Raw genomic sequence first — 23,483 nt, forward strand, 5'->3', positions numbered from 1 at the left:
CGACAGCTGCTCCGCCTCAACGGCCTGGCTAGTGTGATCAGGTGACAGAATTCAGCGTTCTCGACGACAGGGCCGACTGGCAGCAGGACTTGGAGCGGCGGTTACGCGCCTCGTACGCGGCGGCCGGGATCGGGCTGCCCGCCGCGGAGCAGATGCTCGACGGTGTGCGGGAGGGCATCGGCGACTGGACCGTCGCCGTGATCACGGACGCCGGGGCCAGGGTGGGCCACGTCGCCGTGGCCGTGGGCGACGACAACGGTCTGCTCGCGGGCCGGATCGGCGACCTGCACATCGACGCGCCGCACGCCGGCGGCGGGTACGGGCGGGCCGCCCGGGACTGGGCCGAGGGATGGTGCGCGGAGCGCGGAGCGGCCCGCATCGGCGTACGGCTCACCGAGCCCGCCGGTGAGCTGTTCGCCACGTACGACGTACGCGGCCAGGTCCGGGCACGGCTGCTCGGCTCCCCGCCGGAACCCGTCGGCGAGGTCACGGCCCGGCCGATGACGCAGGGCGAGTTCCCCGAGTGGCTCGCCTCCGAGAAGGCCTCCTACGCCGGCGACATCATCCGGGCCGGAACCCTGAGTCACGAGGAGGCCCTGCGCAAGTCCGACCGCGACTTCGCGGATCTGCTCCCCGAGGGCCTGGCCACGCCCGACCACACGCTCCTGGTGCTGGAGGCGGCGGGCGAACCCATCGGCACCGGCTGGCTGAAGCACCGGCATCTGCCGGGGGTCACGTACGGCTACGGGCTGCACGTCCAGGAGCGGTTCCGCGGCAAGGGGTACGGCCGGGCGGCGATGGCGGCCGGTGAAGGGGCGACGCTCGCGGCCGGCGACTCGACGCTGATGTTCACGGTGTGGGGCGGCAACGAGGTGGCCATGAATCTGTACACGAGCGCCGGTTACCGGGTCGTGGAGGAGGTGCGCTACCTCGCCCTTCCGCGCCCCGCCGCCTGAGCGGCACGGCCGGGCGGCGGGCCCACGGCGCACGCACGATGGGCCCGCTCCGCGCGCGCTCTACTCCGTGGGCTCGATCCCCGCCCGCAGCAGACCGTAGGTGTACGCGTCCTCCAGCGCCTGCCAGGACGCGGCGATGACGTTCTCCGCGACGCCCACGGTCGCCCAGTCGCCGGTGCCGTCGCCGGTGGTGATGAGGACGCGGGTGGTGGACTCGGTGCCGGTGCGGCCTTCGAGGATGCGGACCTTGTAGTCGATCAGCTCCAGCTTGGCGAGCTGCGGGTAGATCCGTTCCAGGGCGACCCGCAGCGCCCGGTCCAGGGCGTTGACCGGGCCGTTGCCCTCGGCGGTGGCGACGATCCGCTCGCCCTTGGCCCAGAGCTTCACGGTCGCCTCGTTGGCGTGCGTGCCGTCGGGGCGGTCCTCGACGATGGCGCGCCAGGACTCGGTGCGGAAGTAGCGGCGTACCCGGCCCTCGGCCTCGGCGCGCAGCAGCAGTTCGAAGGAGGCGTCGGCGGCCTCGTAGGTGTAGCCCTTGAGCTCGCGTTCCTTGACCCGCTCGACGACGCGGCCGACGAGCTCGCGGTCGCCGCCGAGGTCGATGCCGAGCTCCTTGCCCTTGAGCTCGATGGAGGCGCGGCCCGCCATGTCGGAGACCAGCATCCGCATGGTGTTGCCGACCAGGGCGGGATCGATGTGCTGGTAGAGGTCGGGGTCGACCTTGATCGCGGAGGCATGCAGTCCGGCCTTGTGGGCGAAGGCGGAGACACCCACATAGGGCTGGTGGGTGGAGGGGGTCAGATTGACGACCTCGGCGATGGCGTGCGAGACGCGGGTCATGTCGGCGAGCGCGCCCTCGGGCAGGACGGTCTTGCCGTACTTGAGCTCCAGGGCGGCGACGACCGGGAAGAGGTTGGCGTTGCCGACCCGTTCGCCGTAGCCGTTGGCGGTGCACTGGACGTGGGTGGCACCCGCGTCGACGGCGGCGAGGGTGTTGGCGACCGCGCAGCCGGTGTCGTCCTGGGCGTGGATGCCGAGCCGGGCGCCGGTGTCGGCGAGCACCGTGGAGACCACGGCCTGGACCTGGGCGGGGAGCATGCCGCCGTTGGTGTCGCAGAGGATGACGACATCGGCGCCGGCCTCGGAGGCGGCGCGGACGACGGCCTTGGCGTACTCGGGGTTGGCGCGGTAGCCGTCGAAGAAGTGCTCGCAGTCCACGAAGACCCGGCGGCCCTGCTCACGGAGGTAGGAGACGGTGTCGACGACCATCTCCAGGTTCTCTTCGAGGGTGGTGCGCAGCGCGAGTTCCACATGGCGGTCGTGGGACTTGGCGACCAGGGTGATCACCGGGGCGCCGGACGCCAGCAACGCCTTGACCTGGGGGTCCTCGGCGGCCTTGCCACCGGCCCGGCGGGTCGCGCCGAAGGCGACCAGCTCGGCGTTCTTGAACTCGATCTCCTGCTGGGCGCGGGCGAAGAACTCGGTGTCGCGGGGGTTGGCACCGGGCCAGCCGCCCTCGATGAAGCCCACGCCGAAGTTGTCCAGGTGCCGGGCAATGGTGAGCTTGTCCGCGACCGTCAGGTTGATGCCTTCACGCTGGGCCCCGTCGCGCAGTGTGGTGTCGAAGACATGGAAACTGTCGTCGGTGGCCTTGGCCTTGGTGGTCATGCTGGTCTGACTCCTGTCGGATGAGCGGATCCGGACGATCTGGCTCCACTTGCCCCCATCATCCCGTGCGCGCCTCGCTCCGGCCGAGGTGAGGGCCGGAAAACGAAAAAACCCCTCGCGGGTGCGAGAGGTCTGCGCGCGGGTCTGGGGCACGATGGCCGTGCCGCACATGGTGGTGCGGGACGGTCACTGCGGACCGGCGCGCCTGCTGCCGATAATCATGGCGAACGAGGGCACGGAAGCAGTCTTGCACAGCGCCGCCTCCGTGCCCCGCCCCGTCTCAGGATGCGGGCGTGACGCTGGTCGCCCCGGACGGCTCCGCGCTCGGCCGGTCCGCGTCCCGGGCACCGACCCGGCCCAGGTCGATGTCGCGGGTCTCGCGCATGGTCAGGTAGACGACCAGGGAGACCGCCGCGCAGCCCGCCACGTACCAGTAGAAGCCGGACTCGATGCCCGCCTTCTTGAACCAGAGCGCCACGTACTCGGCGGTGCCGCCGAAGAGCGCGTTGGCGAGGGCGTACGGGAGGGCGACGCCCAGGGCGCGGATGCCGGTCGGGAAGAGCTCCGCCTTCACACAGGCGTTGATCGAGGTGTACCCGGTGACGACGACCAGGGCGAGCAGCGCCAGGCCGAAGGCGGGCCAGAAGGTGCCCGCGTGCTTGAGCATCGTCATGATCGGCACGGTCAGGAAGGTGGAGCCGACGGCGAAGGTGATCAGCAGCGGGCGGCGGCCGATCCGGTCGGAGACCATGCCCGCCAGCGGCTGGATGCACATGAAGACGAACAGCGCGCAGAAGCTGACGAGCGAGGCGGTGGGCTTGTCCATGCCCGCGCTCGTGGAGAGGAACTTGGAGAGATAGGTCGTGTACGTGTAATAGGCGACGGTTCCGCCCATGGTCAGCGCCATCACCAGGAACGCCTCGCGCCGGTGCCGCCACAGCGCCTTCAGGGTGCCGCGGTCCTCCTGGCCGGCGGCGCCGGACTCCGCGTACACCTCGGTCTCCAGCATCGAGCGGCGCAGATAGAAGACGATCGCGGCGCCGAGCGCGCCGACGACGAACGGGATGCGCCAGCCCCAGCTGTGCAGGGCCGCCTCGGACATGTTGCGCTGGAGGACGATCTGGAGGCCGAGGCCGACCAGCTGCCCCGCGGTCATGGACACGTACTGGAAGCTGGAGGCGAAGCCGCGCCGGTCGGGGGCGGAGGCCTCGGTGAGGTACGTGGCGCTGGCGGCGTACTCGCCGCCGACGGACAGGCCCTGGAGCAGCCGGGCCACCAGCAGGACGGCGACGCCGCCGTACCCCGCGACGTCGTACGTCGGCGCGATGGCGATGAGGATCGCGGAGGCCGACATCAGCGTGACGGTGAGGGTGAGTGCCGCCTTGCGGCCCTTGCGGTCGCCGATCCGGCCGAGCAGCCAGCCGCCGACCGGCCGCATGAAGAAACCGACGGCGAAGATGCCCATGGTGTTCATGAGATTGGCGGTCTCATTGCCTTCGGGGAAGAACGAATCCGCGAAGTAGACCGCGAAGGTCGCGTACACGAACCAGTCGAACCACTCGACCATGTTGCCGGCCGAGCCGACCCAGATTTTCTTCCACTGCTCTCGTCCCATGGTCCGTCACCGTGCCCGAACAGCCGGGACCGGAACAAGGGCGCAATGCGCAACGATCGCGCGTACTTACGTGCGTTTCGTTCACGGCTCCGCGCCCGCTACCGGACGGTGAGCGACTCCTCGATGAACTCCCCGACCTGCGCGAGGACTTGGGGGCGTCCGGTGCCGGGGAGGCCGACCGCGACATGGACGCTGAAGCCGTCGAGCAGGGCGCGCAGCCGGGTCGCGTACCGTTCCGCGTCGACCGGGCGGAACTCCCCGGCCGCCGCGCCCCCGGCCAGCAGGGCCACCAGGTCGCGGTGCCAGGCGGCCTCGACGGCGGCCTGGCGGGCGCGCGCGTCGTCGTCCGCGTTCCGCGCGCGGTTCCACACCTCCAGCCAGAGCGTCCAGTGCGGATCGCGGTGGCCGTCGGGGAGGTACAGGTCGATGTATCCGTCGAGCCGTTCGCGGGCCGTGCCCGGCCCGGCCAGCAGGGCGCGCCGCTCCGCGCCGAGCCGTCCCTCGCTCCACTCCAGGGTCTGGAGCAGCAGCTCGTCCTTGGTGCGGAAGTAGTAGAGGAGGTGTCCGCTGCTCATGCCGACCTCGCGGCCGAGTCCGGCCATGGTGAGGCCGTCGAGCCCCCGTTCGGCGATGGTGGCCATGACGGCGGCCAGCAGTTCCTCGCGGGGCGGGGCGGTGTTACGACGGCGTGGCGCGGGGGGCACGGTTCATACCTTCGGCTGCTGCTGCGTGATGCAGTGGATGCCTCCACCGCCGGCAAAGATCGTACGGGCATCGACGAGCGTCACCGTACGGTCGGGGAACAGCTCGCCGAAGATGGCCGCCGCCTCCTTGTCGCGCGGGTCGTCGAAGGCGCAGAGGACCACACCGCCGTTGCAGAGGTAGTGGTTGATGTAGGAGTAGTCGACCCACTCCCCGTCCGCCTTCAGCACGGTGGGCGCCGGGACCTCCACGACCTCCAGGGAGCGGCCCCGTGCGTCGGTGGCCTCGCGCAGGATCCGCACTATCTCGCGGGTGATCTCGTGGTCGGGGTGGGCCGGGTCCGGCTGGACATGGGCGACGACGGTGCCGGGGCGGGCGAAGGCGGCGACGATGTCGACATGGCCGAGGGTGCCGTACGTGCCGTAGTCGCCGGCCAGTCCGCGCGGCAGCCAGATCACCTTCTCGGTGCCGAGCAGGGCGTGGACCTCGGCCTCGACCTGTTCGCGGGTCCAGTCGGGGTTGCGCTCCTTGCCGAGCTGGACGGTCTCGGTGAGCAGGACGGTCCCCTCGCCGTCCACATGGATGGCGCCGCCCTCGTTGACCAGCTTCGAGCTGTGCACGGGGACGCCGGCGAGCCCGGCGACGGAGCGGGCGATGTGCTGGTCGTGCTCCCAGCGGGCCCAGCCCTGGGCACCCCAGCCGTTGAACGTCCAGTCGACGGCGGCCAGTCGCTGTCCGTCGGTGACGAAGGTGGGGCCGATGTCCCGCATCCAGGCGTCGTCCAGGGGGCGGACGGCGAGCTCGACGTCCGGGCCGAGGAGTTCGCGGGCGCCGTCCTCCTGGCCGGGGCCGACGACCATCGTGACGGGTTCGTAGCGGCGCACGGCGCGGGCGACGGTGGCCCAGGCGGCGCGGGCCTCGTCCAGTTCGGCGTCGGTGCCGAAGGTGGGGTTGGGGCCGGGCCAGGCCATCCAGGTGCGTTCGTGCGGGGCCCACTCGGGCGGCATGCGGAAGGTCACGGGGGTCCTCAGAGGAAGTAGAGACGGTTCAGGGAGACGGAGTCGGCGGGCTCGGAGCGCAGCGGGTCGCCGTCCAGGGTGACCAGACCGCTGCGGGCGTCCACGGCGACCTCTCCGGTGCGGGAGTTGTGGATCAGATCGCCGGGGCCGATGCCCCGGGTGCCGCGCACGCCGACGCGGCGGCGTCGGGTGGGCATCGAGTCCGCGCCGAGCTGGGTCGCCGCCTGCGAGACGAAGGCCACGGAGAGGTCGGCGGCGGTGGCTCCGTACGCCCCGAACTGCGGTCCGAGGATGAGGGGTTCGCAGGTGTCGGTGGCGGCGTTCGGGTCGCCCGTGACCCCGTACGCGGGGAAGCCGGACTTCAGGACGAGCTGGGGCTTCGCGCCGAAGAACTCGGGCCGCCACAGCACGATGTCGGCGAGCTTGCCGGTCTCGATGGAGCCGATCTCGTGCGCGAGGCCGTGGGCGATGGCGGGGTTGATGGTGAGCTTGGCGATGTAGCGCAGCACCCGGGCGTTGTCGTCCGCGGGGCCGTCGCCGTCCATCGGGCCGAGCTCGGCCTTCATCTTCCCGGCCATGGCGAAGGTGCGGCGCACCGTCTCGCCGGCCCGCCCCATGCCCTGCGCGTCGGAGGAGGTGATGCCGATGGCCCCCAGGTCGTGCAGCACGTCCTCGGCGCCCATCGTCCCGGCGCGGATGCGGTCGCGGGCCATGGCGGCGTCGCCCGGCAGGTCGGTCTTGAGGTCGTGGACGGAGACGATCATCCCGTAGTGCTCGGCGACCGCGTCCCGGCCGAAGGGCAGCGTCGGGTTGGTGGACGAGCCGATGACGTTCTCGACGCCCGCCATCTTGAGGACGTTGGGGACGTGTCCGCCGCCGCAGCCCTCGATGTGGAAGGCGTGGATCGTACGGCCCTCCAGGACGCGCAGGGTGTCCTCGACCGACAGGCACTCGTTCAGCCCGTCGCTGTGCAGGGCGACCTGGACGTCGTGCTCCTCGGCGACCCGCAGCGCGGTGTCCAGGGCGCGGGTGTGGGCGCCCATGTCCTCGTGGACCTTGAAGCCGCAGGCCCCGCCCTCCGCGAGCGCTTCGACCAGCGGGGCCTGGTGGGAGGAGGAACCCCGGCCCAGGAAGCCGATGTTGACCGGCCAGGCGTCGAAGGCGCTGAAGGCGTGGCGCAGCGCCCAGGGCGAGTTGACGCCGACGCCCCAGACCGGGCCGAACTCCTGGCCGATGATCGTGGTGACGCCGGAGGCCAGGGACGCCTCCATGATCCGGGGCGAGAGCAGGTGGACATGGGTGTCGACGGCGCCCGCCGTCGCGATCATCCCCTCGCCGGAGACGATGGTGGTGCCCGTGCCGACGACGACGTCCACGCCGTCCAGGGTGTCCGGGTTGCCGGCCCGGCCGATCGACGCGATCCGGCCCTCGCGGATCCCGATGGACACCTTGCGGATGCCCTGCACGGCGTCGATGACCAGCACATTGCTGATGACGACGTCGCAGGTGTCGCGGACCGCGGCGGCCTTGAGGTGCAGCCCGTCGCGGGCGGTCTTGCCGAATCCGGCGAGGAACTCCTCGCCGTACCGCTGTGCGTCGGACTCGACGCGGACGGTCAGCCCGGAGTCGCCGAGCCTGACCCGGTCCCCGGCGCGCGGGCCGTGCACGGAGGCGTACTCGTACGGATCGATGCTCATCGTTCAGCTCCCAGGTATCCACAGGCCGCGGCGCGCCGCAGGGCCTCTTCGCGCGTGCCGGGGGCGTCCAGCGGCCCGTCGACCAGGCCCGCGAAGCCGATCGCGATCCGCTCGCCGCCGATGGGGACCAGACCCACGTCGACGGATTCGCCGGGCCCGAACCGGACGGAGGACCCGGCAGGGACGCAGAGCCGCATCCCGTAGGCGGCACCGCGGTCGAAGTCGAGCCGGGGGTTGGCCTCGAAGAAGTGGAAGTGCGAGGTCACGGAGACCGGCACGGTCGCGGTGTTGTGGACGGTCAGCCGTACGGCGGGCTCCGGCTCGGGTGTGGCGGGTCCGGGGAGGACGGCCCCGGGCGCCTCGTCGCCCAGCCCGTCGCCGAGCGGCCGGGAGACCACGGCGAGCCGCGAGCCGTCGTCGAAGACGGCCTCCACATGGACCTCGGTGACGACGTCGGCGACGCCCGGCAGCACGTCGTCGGGGCCGAGCACGGACCGTGCGGCCTCGATGGCCTCGGCCAGCCTGCGCCCGTCCCGGGCGGCCTCGCAGACCGTGTCCGCGATCAGCGCGGTCGCCTCGGGGACATTGAGCTTGAGTCCCCGGGCGCGGCGGGCCCTGGCCAGCTCGGCGGCGCCGAAGAGCAGTAGCCGGTCACGTTCCGTCGGAGTCAGTCGCATGTCTCCACACCTCTCGACCTCTCACTTGGAGCAACACTCTAACCCGCGGTTAGAGCGGCGCTCTAAGTATGTGAGAAGGCGCACTCCGGACGGCTGCGGGAGAGCAGGTCCCGGTGGGATGCCGCCGTCCGGACATACGAAAGCCGCGCCCGGCGGGAGCGGGCGCGGCTTTTCGTACTACGGGTCTTTCGTACCTACAGGTCTTTCGTACCTACGGGTTCCGGGCCGACGATCCGGCTCCGGTCCGCAGGAAGGAACCTTTAACCGAGGGGGTGCATCCAGCCGTGGGTGTCCTCGGCGACGCCGCGCTGGATGTCGAGCAGGCGCTCGCGCAGCTTCATCGTGACCTCGCCGGGCGTGCCGTCGCCCTGGAGCCACTCGGCGCCCTCGCACTTGACGGTGCCGACGGGCGTGATGACGGCGGCGGTGCCGCAGGCGAAGACCTCGGTGAGGCTGCCGTTCGCGCTGTCCTCGCGCCACTGGTCGATGGAGACGCGCCCCTCCTCGGACTCGTAGCCGAGGTCGCGGGCGACCTTGAGCAGCGAGTCACGGGTGACCCCGGCGAGCAGCGAGCCGGTCAGGGTCGGGGTGACGATCTTGTTTCCGTACACGAAGTACAGGTTCATGCCGCCGAGCTCCTCGACCCACTTGTGCTCGACCGCGTCGAGGTAGGCGACCTGGTCGCAGCCCTTCTCGGTGGCCTCGGCCTGGGCGAGGAGGGACGCGGCGTAGTTGCCGCCGGTCTTGGCGTCGCCCAGGCCGCCGGGGACGGCGCGCACCCGGTTCTCGGAGAGCCAGATCGAGACCGGCTTCACGCCGCCGGGGAAGTACGCGCCGGCGGGCGAGGCGATCACCAGGAACAGGTACTCGTTGGAGGGCCGCACCCCGAGACCGATCTCGGTCGCGATCATGAACGGGCGCAGGTAGAGGGACTCCTCGCCGCCGTGCGCCGGGACCCACGCCTCGTCCTGCTTGACCAGTGCGTCGCAGGCCGCGATGAACGTCTCGACGGGCAGCTCGGGCATGGCCAGCCGACGGGCGGAGCCCTGGAAGCGCTTGGCGTTGGCCTCGGGGCGGAAGGTGGCGACCGAGCCGTCGGGCTGGCGGTACGCCTTGAGTCCCTCGAAGATCTCCTGCGCGTAGTGCAGGGTCATGTTGGCGGGGTCGATCGAGAGCGGTCCGTACGGCACGAGCTGGGCGTCGTGCCAGCCACGGCCCTCGGTCCACTTGATGGTCACCATGTGATCGGTGAAGTGGCGGCCGAATCCGGGGTTGACCATGCTCGCCTCGCGCTCCGCGTCGGACAGCGGGTTCGAGGAGGGCTTGAGCTCGATCGTGAGCGTCGTCATGAGTGCGTGTCCTTCACCGTTGTGTGTGTGGGACCGCACGCGCGCCGCTCCTGTCAGACAGGTGCTAGGACGTCCGAGTTCTGTCGCGAGTCACGGCCCCGTTCGATTATCGCTCTCGGGTGGCCGTGCACGAAACGACGCGTATGCGGTCCAGTGGTCGATGGTCGCACCCGGGGCCGCACAAGGTGAAGCCGCCGGGTGCGGCTGCTACCCGGCGGCTTTGAAACGGAGTCGTCGGGTCAGTTCGCTACGCGTACCGCGAGCGCGTCGCCGATCTGTTCGGTCGTACGGCGCGCCGCACCGTCGCGCTCCGCGAGGTCGGCGGAGACGGCGTCCTCGATGCGCGCGGCCTCGGACTCGTGGCCGAGGTGGCGCAGCAGGAGGGCGACGGAGAGGACCGTGGCGGTCGGGTCGGCCTTGCCCTGGCCCGCGATGTCGGGGGCGGAGCCGTGGACCGGCTCGAACATCGACGGGAAGGTGCCCGTCGGGTTGATGTTGCCGGACGCGGCCAGGCCGATGCCGCCGGTCACGGCAGCGGCGAGGTCGGTGAGGATGTCACCGAAGAGGTTGTCGGTGACGATGACGTCGAAGCGCTCCGGCTGGGTGACGAAGAAGATCGTCGCGGCGTCGACGTGCAGATAGTCGGTGGTGACCTCGGGGTACTCGGTCGCGACCTTGTCGAAGATGTTCTTCCACATGTGGCCGGCGTACACGAGGACGTTGTTCTTGTGCACCAGCGTCAGCTTCTTGCGCGGGCGGGCGTTCGCCCGCTCGAACGCGTCACGGACGACGCGCTCGACGCCGTACGCGGTGTTGACGCTGACCTCGGTGGCGACCTCGGCCGGCGTACCGGTGCGCAGCGAACCGCCGTTGCCCGTGTACGGGCCCTCGGTGCCCTCGCGGACGACGACGAAATCGATGTCCGGGCGGCCGGCCAGCGGGGTCGCGGTGTTCGGGAACAGCTTCGACGGCCGCAGGTTGATGAAGTGGTCGAAGGCGAACCGCAGCTTCAGCAGGAGCCCGCGCTCCAGGACGCCCGACGGCACGGAGGGGTCACCGATCGCGCCGAGCAGGATGGCGTCGTGCCCCTTGAGGGCTTCGAGCTCCGCGTCCGGGAGGGTTTCGCCGGTGCGGTGCCAGCGCTGGGCACCAAGGTCGTACTCCTTGGTCTCCAGCTTCACATCCTGCGGGAGAACAGCCCTGAGGACCTTGAGGCCCTGGGCCACGACCTCCTGGCCGATACCGTCACCGGGGATCACTGCGAGATTGATGCTGCGAGACATGTCCGCACCCTACTGCGCGTCCCACCCCATGACATGCAGCGTCCACCATACGGACAGATGGGGAGCTGTACGTGTACCGTTCACCTATTCGACGGTACGGCGTCAGGCAACAGGTGGATGTTCTGCTTCATGGACATCCCCCGTTTCGGAATCCCCGAGAAGCTCGCCGACCGCATGAGCATGGCAGAGCAGCACGACTATCTGCGGGCCCGGCTGACCCGGCGCGGCGTGCTGCGTACGAGCGTGGCGACCGCCGCGGTCGCCGGCGCAGGTCTCGCCGCCTCGCCCGCCTACGCCGCGCCCACCACGCTCACCTCGCGCCGCACCTCCACCCATGTGGACGGCTCGCTGGTGGCGCCGTTCGGCCGGCACCTGGCCTACGGCGCCGACCCGCGCACGCAGATGGCGGTCTCCTGGCAGGTCCCGTTCGCCGTGAGGCGGCCGTACATCCGGATCGGCCACAAGCCGTGGGCGCTGAGCCGCCGGATCGACGCCGAGGTGCGACACCTCACCACCCCCGAGCTGAACGGCGGCAAGATCGCGGCCGCCGAGCAGTTCTACGTGCACGCGAGCCTGGAGCGCCTCCAGCCCGGCACGACGTACTACTACGGCGTCGGCCACGACGGCTTCGACCCCGCCGACACCCGCAACCTGGGCACGCTCGGCACCTTCACCACCGCGCCCTCGCGCGCCGAGGCCTTCACCTTCACCGCCTTCGGCGACCAGGGCGTCAGCTACCACGCGCTCGGCAACGACCAGCTGATCCTGGGCCAGAACCCGGCGTTCCACCTGCACGCGGGCGACATCTGCTACGCCGACCCGTCCGGCTCCGGGCAGACCACCGACAGCTACGACGCCCGCACCTGGGACCAGTTCCTGGCGCAGACGGAGACCGTGTCGAAGACCGTGCCGTGGATGGTCACCACCGGCAACCACGACATGGAGGCCTGGTACTCGCCGGACGGCTACGGCGGCCAGAACGCCCGCTGGACGCTGCCCGACAACGGCCCGGACCCGGTGAACCAGCCCGGCGCGTACTCGTTCGTGCACGGCAATGTGGGGGTCGTCGCCCTCGACGCCAATGACGTCTCGTACGAGATCCCGGCCAACTTCGGGATCAGTGAAGGCCGGCAGACCCGCTGGCTGGACCGGCGTCTCGGTGAGCTGCGGGCCCGGCACGACATCGACTTCGTGGTGGTCTTCTTCCACCACTGCGCCTTCTCGACGACCAATGCGCACGCCTCCGACGGCGGGGTGCGCGACGCATGGGTACCGCTTTTCGAGAAGCACCAGGTGGACCTGGTCATCAACGGCCACAACCACGTCTACGAGCGCACCGACGCGATCCTGAAGAACACCGTCCGGCGCCAGGTGCCGATCGGCGAGCGCACCGATCCCACGCGGGACGGCATCGTGTACGTCACCGCGGGCGGCGCGGGCAAGGCGCTGTACAACTTCCCGGCCCCGGACACCTACGAGGGGCATGTCGTCGACCGGGACAGCGTGAACACGTACCACGTGGTCAAGGGCGGCGGGAAGGCGGCCGAGACCGTGGAGTGGTCCCGGGTGCGCTACACCGGCTTCTCGTTCCTGGCCGTGGAGGTGCTGCCCGGCCGGCACGCCCGGATGAAGGTCACCGCGCTCGCCGAGTCGGGCGAGCGCATCGACCACTTCGAGATCAGCCGGGGCTGACCGGACCGGTCCTCAGTGACCGGTGGAGCCGCCGTTGTCCCTGCGGTCGAGGGCACGCTGGAGGGCGGCGGCGGCATTCCGGCGCTCCGACTCGGTCGGGCGGTGGGCGTGACGGACACGGCGGACAGTCGTCTGGACCATGATGGATCGACTCCTTGAGATCGCGAGGACTTCGAGATCGAAGATCGTGAAGATGATTTCGAGATCGGGATTCCGAGATCGGGATTTCGAGGCGCCGGAAGGGCGGGGAGCGGGCGCCGCAGGGGTTGCCTGCACAGGGGCGCGTACTCACGACCGCCAGTCGCTGGATCTAGCGTGACGTTCGGCTTCTACAAAGCTAGGGCAGCCCGGCCGTTCTGTCTCCACAATTACTCGGACTTCCTACTATCTGAGACGGAGGTTTGACGGTGCCCGCCCGCGCCCCCCGCACAAGAACCCCGGTTTCCGGCGATCGCACCTGGTCAGAGGCGGTGTGACAGCCGACGGACCATCTTCGGAGCTTCCTGGGAGCGGTTGTCGTCCACCTCACATCCGTCATCCCGACGGACGAGGACCGGTGTCCAGGAGCAGGCGTCCCGGAGCCGGCGCGCAGTACCCGGCCGTCCGTCCGCCCGCCCGCCCGGTGTCCGGTACACAGGACCGCCAGCTGATGCGCCCCGGCCTCATGGGCACCACGGCCGGCAGCTACTCAGTCGTAGATGAGTAGCTGCCACGTGTCGAAAGACTGTGCGTCGCACGAGAGTTGGCCCCATGAACGGCCTCTACGCTCTCAAGCCCTGGTATGCGGACCAGCTCTCCGGTGTCCGCGCCTCGCTGGTCCGCCACGAGGTGTCGCCCGACACCCTCACCGCGGCCGGTGTGGTCGCGGCGGCCGGTGCCGCCGCCGCGCTGGCCTGGCTGCCCGCCGGTCCGGCCGCCGCCCTGCCGGTCGCCCTGCTGCTCGCGGCCCGGCTCGCCTTCGCCAACCTGGACGGCGCGCTGGCCCGCGACACCGGCCGGACGACCCGGCGCGGCGCGGTGCTCAACGAACTCGGCGACCGGGTGGCGGACCTGGTCGTGCTGGCCGGATTCCTGGCGCTCGCACCGCTCTGGCTGGTGGCGGTGGCCGGGCTCGCCGCGACGCTGCCGTCCTGGGTGTCGCTGGCCGGGGCGGCGGCGGGCGCACCCCGGCGCAACGGCGGCCCGGTCGGCAAGACCGAGCGCTGCCTCCTGGTCGTGATCGCGGCGGCGAGCGGCTGGACGGTCCCCGTCCTGACCGTGATCGCCGCCGGTTCGCTGCTCACCGCGGCGCTCCGGCTGGCGGGCCTGTGGCGGGAGCTGGCATGAGCGCCGTACTGATCGCCGAGGAGGCCGCGGCGCGGGCCGTGCCGCTGGTCGCGGGGGTGCTGGGGGCGGGCGGTGTCGCCGTCGCCGTACTGCCGTCGAAGGTCCGGATGCGGGCCGAGCTGCGCAGGCGGTGGCGGACCTGGGCGCTGGTGGCACCGGTCTTCCTGGGGGCGTACTTCCTGGGCGGCGGCGGGACCTTCGTGCTGGCCGCGGGGCTCGGGGTGGTGGCGGCGGGCGAGTTCGCGCGGATGGCGGGGCTGCGCCGGGGTGACCTCGGGGTGCTCGTGGCGGCCTCGGTGGCGCTCCCCGCGCTGGCCTGGGCGGCGCCGCAGGTCCTCGATATCCGGGCGGCCGCACTGCTGCTGATCGCGGCCGCGCTGGTGCCGGTGCTGGACGGTGACGACCGGACGGGCTTCACCCGTACCGCGCGTACCGCCTTCGGGCTGCTGTGGATCCCGGTCGCCCTGACCGGTCTGGTGACGCTCGGGAACACCGGTGTCGTGGTGGGCCTCGCGGTGGCGCTCGGCGATGTCGGCGCGTGGTGCGGCGGTACGGCGCTGGGCCGCCGGGGCCCGCTCGCCCGGCCGCTGTCGCCGCTCTCTCCCAACAAGACCTGGGCGGGGGTGCTCGGCGCGGCGGCGGCGACGGCCCTGCCGCTGCTGGTGCTCGGCGCGTTCGCGTTCCCGCTGTGGGCCGCGGTGCTCGGCGGCTGCGTCCTCGGTGACCTGGTCGAATCGATGGTCAAGCGCGAGTCGGGGGTGAAGGACGCGGGCAGCTGGCTGCCCGGCTTCGGCGGCCTCCTCGACCGGATCGACTCCCTGCTGGTGGCCCTTCTCCTGGCGATGGTGATGACATGACCCGCACCCTTCCGCGCGTTCGCGACCGGATCGCGCTGCCCGCCCGGTCCCGGTTCGCCGCCGCGCTCCGGCGCGGCCTGTGGTGGGGCGTCCTCAGCCTCACCGGCGGGGTGGAGCGGCGCGGCCGGCTGCCGCGCGGCGGCTGCGTCGTCGTCGCCAACCACTCCTCGCACGCGGACACGGCGGCGCTGCTCGCCGCGCTCGACGCCCGGCACACCCCGGCGATCGGCGCGGCGGCCGACTACTGGTTCGCCTCGCCGTGGCGGCGCCGGATCTGCCGCAGGCTCGCGGCCGGATTCCCGGTCCGGCGCAGCGGCGGCGGCATGGACGACCTGCTGTCCATGGCGGACGAGCTGCGCTCCGGCCGGGCGGTCGTGCTGTTCCCGGAGGGGACCCGGGGCAAGGACGGCGAGCTGGGCTCCTTCCACCGCGGCGCGCTGGTCCTGGCCGAGCGGGCCGGGGTGCCGGTCGTGCCGGTGGGGATCGCGGGCACGGACCGGCTCCTGCCCAAGCACGGCCGACTGCGCTCGGCGCTGGTGCGGGTGTCGATCGGCGGCCCGCTGCCGTCGACGACCGGGCCCCGGGAGGCCCGCGACGCGGTGGTCGCGCTGCACGCGCGTACCGTCGCCGAGCCGCTGAAGGATTCGGCCACGCGGCGCCGGGTGGCCTCGGTCGTCACCTCCCGCTGGGGTGTTCCGCTGGCGTTCTGCTGGGGCCTGGCGGAGGCGCTGAGCTGGCCGCTGATGCCGGAGCTGCTGCTGGCCGCGGTCTGTGTGGCGGTGCCGCGGTCGGCGCTGCGGATGTCGCTGGGCGCGCTGTGCGGCAGCCTGGCCGGTGGTCTGCTCGCCCTTCAGCTGGCCGCCGCGGGCGTCCATCCGCCCGCCCCGCTGACCACCGAGCGGATGCGGGCCGAGGTCCGCTCCGAGCTCGCCGCGGAGGGCGCTTCCGCGGTGCGGCACCAGCCGTGGAACGGCATTCCGTTCAAGGTGTACGGGGCGGAGGCGGGCCGCGCCGGGGTCCCCCCGCTCGACTGGCTCGCCGCGTCGGCGACGGCACGGGGATCCCGGACGCTCACCGTGGGGCTCGGCTTCGCCGCCTTCGGGCTGCTGATGCGGCGGCACCGCCGCCGGTACGGCCAGTACCTGGTCCTGCTGGGCGGCGGGTTCGCGGCGGGGCTCTCGCTGATCGTCGCGGGCTGGGCCTGACCGGACACCGACGCCGGCGTACCGGTTCTGTCCGAGGATGCCCTGGTCCGGACCGATGGTCGCCCGCCACACTGCCGACATGTCCGAGACCACAGCCGTAACCCCGCAGTGGACGCCCACCCATGGCGCGCCCTACCAGCCGGTCCCCTACCGTCCCGCACGCATCGCGGCGGAGGAGTCGCTCGCGCGTGCCGCCCGGTTGCGGGAGCGGATGGGCGAGCGCAGGACCGTACGCCGGTTTTCGGCCGATCCCGTTCCCGAGCAGGTCGTGAGGGACGCGATCGCCTGTGCCGCGACCGCCCCGTCCGGCGCGCATCAGCAGCCGTGGACCTTCGTCCTGGTCAAGGACCCGGAGGTGCGCCGGCGTATCCGTGAGGCGGCCGAGCACGAGGAGCGCGTCAGTTACGACGGCCGGCTCGGCGAGGAGTGGCTGGCGGCGCTGCGCCCGCTGGGCACGGATGCCGTCAAGACCCATATGACGGACGCCCCGGCCCTGGTCGTGGTGTTCCAGCAGCGGTACTGGGTGGGCGAGGACGGCGCCCGGCGCAAGCACTACTACGTCGACGAGTCGGTCGGGATCGCCGTCGGGATGCTGCTCTCGGCCCTGCATCTGTCCGGCCTGGCGGCGCTGATCCACACGCCGAGCCCGATGCGGTTCCTGCGCGAGGTGCTGGACCGCCCGGAGAACGAGAAGGCGTTCGCGGTGATCCCGGTCGGATATCCGGCCGACGACTGCGAGGTGCCCGGTCTGGTGCGCAAGTCGCTGGACCAGGTGCTCGTGGAGATCTGAACCCCGGCCGGACCCGCGCGGCCGGCCCCGGAATGGAAACCGCCTCCCGGCCGGCAGGGGAACCGGGCGGGAGGCGGAATTCGTGGCGGGGCGCCGGGGTGGTGCGCCCCGAAGGGTGTCAGCCCTGGTGGGGGTAGGTGTAGTCGGTCGGCGGAACCAGCGTCTCCTTGATGGCCCGGGTCAGGGTCCAGCGCTGCAGGTTCTGCGGGGCGCCCGCCTTGTCGTTGGTGCCCGAGGCACGGCCGCCGCCGAAGGGCTGCTGGCCGACGACGGCACCGGTCGACTTGTCGTTGATGTAGAAGTTGCCCGCGGCGTACCGCAGCTTCTCCATCGTGTACGCGGCCGCGGCGCGGTCGTTCGCGATGACGGAGCCGGTCAGCGCGTAGTCGGAGACCGACTCCATCTGCGCCAGCATCTCGTCGTACGTGTCGTCCTCGTAGACGTGCACGGCGAGGATCGGGCCGAAGTACTCGGTCGTGAAGACCTCGTTGGCCGGGTCGGCGCACTCGATGACGGTCGGGCGGACGAAGTAGCCCACCGAGTCGTCGTACGTGCCGCCCGCGACGATCGTGCAGGACGGGTCGGCCTTCGCACGGTCGATCGCGGCCTTGTTCTTGGCGAACGAGCGCTCGTCGATGACGGCGCCGATGAAGTTCGACAGATCGGTGACGTCACCCATGGTGATCGAGTCGACCTCGGCGGCGAACTTCTCCTTGAAACCGGAGTTCCAGATGGAGGCCGGGACGTACGCACGCGAGGAGGCCGAGCACTTCTGGCCCTGGTACTCGAAGGAGCCACGGGTCAGCGCGGTCTTCAGGACGGCGTGGTCGGCCGACGGGTGGGCGACGACGAAGTCCTTGCCACCGGTCTCACCGACGAGCCGCGGGTAGGTGCGGTAGTTGGCGATGTTGGTGCCGACCGTCTTCCACAGGTGCTGGAAGGTGGGGGTCGAGCCGGTGAAGTGGATACCGGCCAGGTCGCGGTGGTTCAGGGCCACCTCGGAGACGGCGATGCCGTCACCGGTCACCAGGTTGATGACGCCCTTGGGCAGACCGGCCTCCTCCAGGAGCTGCATCAGCAGCACGGCGGCGTGGGTCTGCGTCGGGGACGGCTTCCACACCACGACGTTGCCCATGAGGGCGGGGGCGGTGGGCAGGTTGCCCGCGATGGCCGTGAAGTTGAACGGCGTGATCGCGTAGACGAAGCCCTCCAGCGGGCGGTGGTCCATGCGGTTCCACACACCCGGCGAGTTGGCCGGGGGCTGCTCGGCCAGGATCTGGCGCGCGTAGTGCACGTTGAAGCGCCAGAAGTCGACGAGCTCGCAGGGGGTGTCGATCTCGGCCTGCTGCGCGGTCTTGGACTGGCCGAGCATCGTGGACGCGGCCAGCGTCTCGCGCCACGGGCCGGAGAGCAGCTCGGCGGCGCGCAGGATGATCGCGGCGCGGTCGTCGAAGGACATCGCGCGCCAGGCCGGGGCGGCGGCGAGCGCGGCGTCGATCGCGTCCTGCGCGTCCTTCTGCGTGGCATGGGCGAACGTACCGATGACGGCCTTGTGGTTGTGCGGCTGCACGACGTCGAAGCGCTCGCCGCCGCCCATCCGCTTCTCGCCACCGATGGTCATCGGGAGGTCGATCGGGTTCTCGGCGAGCTCCTTGAGCTTCACCTCCAGGCGGGCACGCTCCGGGGAGCCCGGGGCGTAGGAGTGGACCGGCTCGTTGACCGGCGCGGGGACCTGGGTCACAGCGTCCATGAGTTCCGTTGCTCCTTGGGTAGAGAGGTGGAGGGGGGCTCAGCCCTTGGTGAGGATGGAGCGGCCGAAGAACAGCAGGTTCGCCGGCTTCTCCGCGAGGCGGCGCATGAAGTAGCCGTACCAGTCGGTGCCGTACGCCGTGTAGACGCGCATCCGGTGGCCCTCGGCGGCGAGCCGGAGGTGTTCGTCGCTGCGGATGCCGTACAGCATCTGGAACTCGTACTCGTCCAGCTTGCGCCCGGCCTTGCGGCCCAGCTCCTGGGCGATGGCTATCAGGCGGGGGTCGTGGGACCCGATCATCGGGTAGCCCTCGCCCTCCATGAGGATCCGCAGGATGCGGACGTACGCCTTGTCGATCTCGGCCTTGTCCTGGTACGCGACGGAGGCGGGCTCCTTGTAGGCGCCCTTCACGATGCGGACGCGGCTGCCGGCGTCGGCCAGGCGGCGGGCGTCCTCCTCGGTGCGGAACAGGTAGGCCTGGATCACACAGCCGGTCTGCGGGTGGTCCTTCCGCAGCTCCTCGTGGATGGCGAACATCGAGTCGAGGGTGGTGTGGTCCTCGGCGTCCAGGGTGACCGTGGTGCCGATCTCGGCGGCGGCCTCGACGACCGGACGGACGTTGGCGAGCGCCAGCTCGTGCCCGCCGTCCAGGGACTGGCCGAACATGGAGAGCTTGACGGACATCTCCGCCTTGGTGCCCAGGCCCAGGTCCTTGAGGCGGCCGATCAGTTCGAGGTAGGCGTCGCGCGCGGCGGCGGCCTGCTCGGGGGTGGTGATGTCCTCGCCCACCACGTCGAGGGTGACCTCAAGGCCCTTGCCGGCGGCGTCCTCGATGATCGGGACGACCTGGTCGACGGTCTCACCGGCGATGAACCGGTCGACGACCTGCTTGGTGCCAGGTGCGGCCGAGATGAAACGGCGCATCTTGTCGCTGCGGGACGCGGCGAGAATCACGGGACCCAGCACGGGGCACCTCCACGGAAAGTACGAACGAAGGCCATACCGGTACAGGGGGAACAGATCGGTACAGCACGGAGAACCACCGTGAAATCTAAGGATCTCTCCGATCCTGTGCCATCGACAGCTGTCACGCATCCGCTCCCCCGTTCTCAGACATATGTCTGAAGGGGTGCGAGAATGGCCGGGTGAAGGGCGATTACCAGGAGCTGGTCGACGAGATCTCCGGGCTGCTCGGCGCCCCCGCGACGCTGGAGAACCGGGACTTCGGCCTGGTCGCCTTCGGCGCCCATGACAGCGACGACGACACCGCGATGGACCCGGTCCGCACCCGCTCGATCCTGACCCGCCGCTCCACGCCCGCCGTCCGCGCCTGGTTCGAGGCCTTCGGCATCACCCGCGCCACCGGCCCGGTCCGCATCCCGGCGGCCCCGGAGGCCGGGGTCTTCCGGGACCGGATCTGCCTGCCGGTACGGCACCGGGGGGCCGTGCTCGGTTACGTATGGCTGCTCGACGCGGACCCCGGACCGACCGACGAACAGCTCAGGGCGGCGATGGAGGTGGCGGCCCGGATCGGGGCGCTGTTCGCCGAGGAGGCGCGGGCGGGCGGCGACCCGTCGCGGGAGTTCGGCGCGGTGCTGACCGCCGGGCGGGGCTGGCAGCGCGACATGGCCGTCGCCGCGCTGCACGAGGCACTGGGGCCGGACGCGACGGGACTGCACACGGTGGTGTGCGTGACCCCGTGGCCGGACGATCCGCCGTCGGTGCGTACGGTGCCGTCGGCGGCGGCGCTCGCCACGATCCCCGGCACCGGGGGGCTGCCCTCGCTGGCCGCGCTGGTCCGGCTGCGCTCCACCGAGGTGCTCGACCCGGCGCTCTCCGCCGCGGACCGGCTGCGTTCCGCCGCGGGCCGGGGCGCCACGGCCGGGGTCGCGGTGCCCCGCCGGGGTCTCGCGGAGCTGGCCGCGGCCTGGCACGAGGCGGTGGCGGCCGCCCGCGCGGCCACGGCCGAGGCCCGGTTCGGGCCGGTCGTCGAGTGGTCGGCGATCGGTGCGTACCGGCTGCTGACCGGGCTCCCCCCGGAGGCGGCCGCCGACCCCGCGGTCCACACCCTGCTCACCCCGCCGCACAAGGATCTGGCCCGCACCGCCGAGGTGTTCCTCGACTGCGCGGGCCAGGCGTCCCGGACGGCCGCCGCACTGGGCGTCCACCGCCAGACGCTCTACTACCGGCTCTCCCGCATCCAGCAGCTCACCGGTCTCGACCTGAACGACGGCGAGGACCGGCTGCTGCTGCACATGACACTCAAGGCCGCGCGGCTCGGGAGCTAGGGCCTTTGTTCTGGATCCGGCAGGGTCCGGACCCAAGGCCCTAGGGCCGCTCGTCCGGAGCCATCCGGCCCTCCAGCACGACCTTCAGACCATCGGTCAAGTCCTGTGCGGACGGGGCGGATTCGCTGTCCATCATCCACTGGACCATCACGCCCGCGAGCAGCGCCTGGCAGAACAGCCCGGCCACCCGTGCCCGCTCGGGGTCCTTCTCCGCGTCGATGCCGAGCATGTTCTCGGCGAGCCCGTCACGCCCCTCGCGCTGCGGGCCCATCAGGGCCTTCCGCAGCTCCGGGTCCTGGTCGATCCGGGAGACGACCTCCATCTGGAGCTGCCAGACGGACCGGGTCTCCGCATAGCTGTCGATCACCCGCTGCCAGGTGTCGCGGAACTGGTCGAGCGGCGCCTTCCGCTCCTCGGCGCCGGTGTCCACGCCCTCGTCCGGCTTCTCGGTGAGCACATCGCCCCACTCCTCCGTCACCTTGAGGAAGGCGAGGTTGAGCAGGGCCTCCTTGGAGCCGTAGTGGTAGCCGATGGAGGCGAGGTTCGTACCGGAGGCGGCCACGATGTCACGTGCCGTCGTCCGGGCGTACCCCTTCTCCAGCAGGCAGCGCTTGGCGCCTTCGAGCAGATCCTCACGGTGTCCCATGACAGCAGCGTACCCGGCATGCAGACGTTCGTGTAAGACGTACGTCTAGATGCCGGGTACGGGGAGACACCGGGGACCGTCAGTCGGTGAGGTTCACCGTGCGGGCCGAGGCGGCACCGATCTCCACGGAGATCTCGGCGAGCACCGACGCCGGGACGTCGTCGTCGACGGTGAGCACGACCAGCGCCTCGCCGCCCGCGTCCGTCCGCGAGACCTGCATGCCCGCGATGTTCAGACCGGCCTCGCCGAGGATCCGGCCGACCGTGCCGACGACGCCGGGACGGTCGTCGTAACGCAGCACCACCATGTGGTCGGCCAGCGCCAGGTCCACGTCGTAGTCGCCGACGGCGACGATCTTCTGGAGGTTCTTGGGCCCGGCCAGCGTGCCGGAGACCGCGACCTCCTCGCCGTCCGAGAGCGTGCCGCGGACGGTGACCACATTGCGGTGGTCCGGCGACTCGGAGCTGGTGGTGAGGCGGACCTCGACACCGCGCTCCTGAGCGAAGAGCGGGGCGTTGACGTACGAAACGGTCTCGTCGACGACGTCCTCGAAGACGCCCTTGAGCGCGGAGAGTTCGAGCACCTTGACGTCGTGCTGGGTGATCTCGCCGTACACCTCGACATCGAGGCGGACCGCGACCTCACCGGCGAGCGCGGTGAAGATCCGGCCGAGCTTCTCGGCGAGCGGCAGACCCGGGCGCACGTCCTCGGCGATCACGCCGCCCTGGACGTTGACCGCGTCCGGCACCAGCTCACCGGCGAGGGCCAGGCGCACGGACTTGGCGACCGCGATGCCCGCCTTCTCCTGGGCCTCGTCGGTGGAGGCGCCGAGGTGCGGGGTGCAGACGACCTGGTCGAGCTCGAAGAGCGGGGAGTCCGTGCAGGGCTCCTTCGCGTACACGTCGAGACCGGCGCCGGCGACGCGGCCCTCCTTGAGGGCGGAGGCGAGCGCCGCCTCGTCGACGATGCCGCCGCGCGCGGCGTTGACGATGCGGACCGAGGGCTTCACCTTGTGCAGCGCCTCGTCGCCGATCAGGCCGAGCGTCTCGGGCGTCTTGGGCAGGTGCACGGTGATGAAGTCGGCGACCTCCAGCAGCTCGTCCAGCGTGAGGAGCTTGACGCCCATCTGCGCGGCCCGCGCGGGCTGGACGTAGGGGTCGTACGCGACGATCTTCATGCCGAAGGCCGACATGCGCTGCGCGACCAGGACGCCGATGCGGCCGAGGCCGACGACACCGAGGGTCTTCTCGCTGAGCTCGACGCCGGTGTACTTGGAGCGCTTCCACTCGCCGTTCTTGAGGGCGGCGTTGGCCTGCGGGATGTTGCGCGCGGTGGCGACCAGCAGACCGCAGGCCAGCTCGGCGGCGGTGACGATATTGGAGGTCGGTGCGTTGACGACCATCACGCCGGCCTTGGTGGCGGAGGAGACGTCGACGTTGTCCAGACCGACGCCCGCGCGGGCGACGACCTTCAGCTTCTTCGCGGCGGCGATGGCCTCGGCGTCGACCTTGGTGGCGGAGCGCACCAGGATGGCGTCGACATCGGCGATCGCGGGGAGGAGCTCGGCGCGGTCCGCGCCGTTGCAGTGCCGGATGTCGAAATCCGGGCCCAGCGCGTCCACCGTGGCGGGCGACAGCTCTTCAGCGATGAGTACGACAGGTTTCGAGCTCACGTGAGTCCTCACAGGTCCAGTGCGGACGGCCGTCCCGACGGCCGCAGGCGGTGGAGGGGCTTGCCGCGTGGAAGACGCACGACACTGTGGGCCTGACGCGTGTATGTGTGGAGAAGTGTAGTCATGCGCCAGGACGCATACCGCGCCCCCTTGGAAGGATCACCCGCACGGGGGTGGACGACTTGTACACACGTACGACGCCGCCTCTTCCGGCGGTGAAACGGGGAAACGCCCCGGGGGCCGGTCCGTGGACCCGCCCCCGGGGCGTCGGTGTTACGCGTCCTCGTCGTT

General features: G+C 71.3%; 20 protein-coding genes. 7 read left to right on the forward strand and 13 right to left on the reverse strand.

Annotation, left to right across the window (positions count from 1 at the left end):
* Positions 1–41: 41 nt before the first annotated feature.
* Complete coding sequence (locus GA0115234_RS24065) at positions 42–956, forward strand: GNAT family N-acetyltransferase (RefSeq protein WP_093545254.1); 915 nt, start codon at positions 42–44, stop codon at positions 954–956.
* Between the two features lie 60 nt (positions 957–1,016).
* Here GA0115234_RS24065 and cimA read toward each other — a convergent pair whose 3' ends face one another.
* The 8 genes from cimA to GA0115234_RS24105 all read right to left on the reverse strand — a co-directional run bounded on the left by cimA (position 1,017) and on the right by GA0115234_RS24105 (position 10,966).
* Positions 1,017–2,624 carry a citramalate synthase gene (gene cimA, locus GA0115234_RS24070; RefSeq protein ID WP_093545257.1) on the reverse strand — a complete coding sequence of 536 codons (1,608 nt, stop codon included), beginning with the start codon at positions 2,622–2,624 and terminating at the stop codon, positions 1,017–1,019.
* A 280-nt stretch (positions 2,625–2,904) separates the two neighbouring features.
* Positions 2,905–4,239: an MFS transporter gene (locus GA0115234_RS24075; protein WP_093545259.1), complete on the reverse strand. Its 1,335-nt coding sequence runs from the start codon at positions 4,237–4,239 to the stop codon at positions 2,905–2,907.
* A 98-nt stretch (positions 4,240–4,337) separates the two neighbouring features.
* Complete coding sequence (locus GA0115234_RS24080; RefSeq protein WP_176729253.1) at positions 4,338–4,943, reverse strand: TetR/AcrR family transcriptional regulator; 606 nt, start codon at positions 4,941–4,943, stop codon at positions 4,338–4,340.
* 3 nt (positions 4,944–4,946) lie between these two features.
* The gene (locus tag GA0115234_RS24085) at positions 4,947–5,948 is read right to left on the reverse strand and encodes an agmatine deiminase family protein (protein WP_093545338.1); all 1,002 of its coding nucleotides are present in this window, start codon (positions 5,946–5,948) and stop codon (positions 4,947–4,949) included.
* A gap of 20 nt (positions 5,949–5,968) precedes the next feature.
* Complete coding sequence (locus tag GA0115234_RS24090; protein WP_093545265.1) at positions 5,969–7,657, reverse strand: urease subunit alpha; 1,689 nt, start codon at positions 7,655–7,657, stop codon at positions 5,969–5,971.
* Entirely contained in the window at positions 7,654–8,334 is a 681-nt protein-coding gene (gene ureA / locus GA0115234_RS24095; protein ID WP_093545268.1) for an urease subunit gamma, read from the reverse strand. The genes GA0115234_RS24090 and ureA overlap by 4 nt, the downstream gene beginning before the upstream one ends.
* Positions 8,335–8,594: 260 nt before the next feature.
* Positions 8,595–9,683, reverse strand: coding sequence for a branched-chain amino acid aminotransferase (locus GA0115234_RS24100; protein ID WP_093545270.1), 1,089 nt, complete (start codon positions 9,681–9,683; stop codon positions 8,595–8,597).
* A gap of 239 nt (positions 9,684–9,922) precedes the next feature.
* Complete coding sequence (locus GA0115234_RS24105; protein WP_093545273.1) at positions 9,923–10,966, reverse strand: 3-isopropylmalate dehydrogenase; 1,044 nt, start codon at positions 10,964–10,966, stop codon at positions 9,923–9,925.
* Positions 10,967–11,095: 129 nt separating this feature from the next.
* On the opposite strand from GA0115234_RS24105, the gene GA0115234_RS24110 reads away from it, so the two are divergent.
* Positions 11,096–12,658, forward strand: a complete 1,563-nt coding sequence (locus GA0115234_RS24110; RefSeq protein ID WP_093545341.1) for a purple acid phosphatase family protein — start codon at positions 11,096–11,098, stop codon at positions 12,656–12,658.
* Positions 12,659–12,670: 12 nt separating this feature from the next.
* On the opposite strand, the gene GA0115234_RS43635 is transcribed toward GA0115234_RS24110, so the two are convergent.
* Entirely contained in the window at positions 12,671–12,799 is a 129-nt protein-coding gene (locus tag GA0115234_RS43635) for a hypothetical protein (RefSeq protein WP_093545276.1), read from the reverse strand.
* 609 nt (positions 12,800–13,408) lie between these two features.
* Between GA0115234_RS43635 and GA0115234_RS24120 the strand changes: the two genes are divergently transcribed.
* The 4 genes from GA0115234_RS24120 (at position 13,409) to GA0115234_RS24135 (ending at position 16,836) form a co-directional block, all read left to right on the forward strand.
* Positions 13,409–13,984, forward strand: coding sequence for a CDP-alcohol phosphatidyltransferase family protein (locus tag GA0115234_RS24120; protein WP_093545279.1), 576 nt, complete (start codon positions 13,409–13,411; stop codon positions 13,982–13,984).
* The gene (locus GA0115234_RS24125) at positions 13,981–14,841 is read left to right on the forward strand and encodes a phosphatidate cytidylyltransferase (protein ID WP_093545282.1); all 861 of its coding nucleotides are present in this window, start codon (positions 13,981–13,983) and stop codon (positions 14,839–14,841) included. Before GA0115234_RS24120 ends, GA0115234_RS24125 begins: the two co-directional genes overlap by 4 nt.
* Positions 14,838–16,046, forward strand: coding sequence for a lysophospholipid acyltransferase family protein (locus GA0115234_RS24130; RefSeq protein WP_093545285.1), 1,209 nt, complete (start codon positions 14,838–14,840; stop codon positions 16,044–16,046). The genes GA0115234_RS24125 and GA0115234_RS24130 overlap by 4 nt, the downstream gene beginning before the upstream one ends.
* A gap of 79 nt (positions 16,047–16,125) precedes the next feature.
* Positions 16,126–16,836: a nitroreductase family protein gene (locus tag GA0115234_RS24135; protein ID WP_093545344.1), complete on the forward strand. Its 711-nt coding sequence runs from the start codon at positions 16,126–16,128 to the stop codon at positions 16,834–16,836.
* A 118-nt stretch (positions 16,837–16,954) separates the two neighbouring features.
* Here GA0115234_RS24135 and pruA read toward each other — a convergent pair whose 3' ends face one another.
* Entirely contained in the window at positions 16,955–18,586 is a 1,632-nt protein-coding gene (gene pruA / locus GA0115234_RS24140) for an L-glutamate gamma-semialdehyde dehydrogenase (RefSeq protein WP_093545288.1), read from the reverse strand.
* Between the two features lie 39 nt (positions 18,587–18,625).
* Positions 18,626–19,552: a proline dehydrogenase family protein gene (locus GA0115234_RS24145; RefSeq protein ID WP_093545291.1), complete on the reverse strand. Its 927-nt coding sequence runs from the start codon at positions 19,550–19,552 to the stop codon at positions 18,626–18,628.
* A gap of 179 nt (positions 19,553–19,731) precedes the next feature.
* Here GA0115234_RS24145 and GA0115234_RS24150 point away from each other — a divergent pair, with 179 nt between their 5' ends.
* The gene (locus tag GA0115234_RS24150; protein ID WP_093545294.1) at positions 19,732–20,874 is read left to right on the forward strand and encodes a PucR family transcriptional regulator; all 1,143 of its coding nucleotides are present in this window, start codon (positions 19,732–19,734) and stop codon (positions 20,872–20,874) included.
* Between the two features lie 40 nt (positions 20,875–20,914).
* On the opposite strand, the gene GA0115234_RS24155 is transcribed toward GA0115234_RS24150, so the two are convergent.
* Positions 20,915–21,520 (reverse strand): TetR/AcrR family transcriptional regulator, encoded by a 606-nt coding sequence (locus tag GA0115234_RS24155; protein ID WP_093545297.1) that lies wholly within the window; start codon positions 21,518–21,520, stop codon positions 20,915–20,917.
* A 79-nt stretch (positions 21,521–21,599) separates the two neighbouring features.
* Positions 21,600–23,192: a phosphoglycerate dehydrogenase gene (gene serA, locus GA0115234_RS24160; protein ID WP_093545300.1), complete on the reverse strand. Its 1,593-nt coding sequence runs from the start codon at positions 23,190–23,192 to the stop codon at positions 21,600–21,602.
* Positions 23,193–23,483: the final 291 nt, after the last annotated feature.

Origin of the sequence: Streptomyces sp. DvalAA-43, assembly GCF_900091725.1 — a bacterium.
In the GTDB taxonomy this organism is placed as follows: Bacteria; Actinomycetota; Actinomycetes; order Streptomycetales; family Streptomycetaceae; genus Streptomyces; species Streptomyces pulveraceus.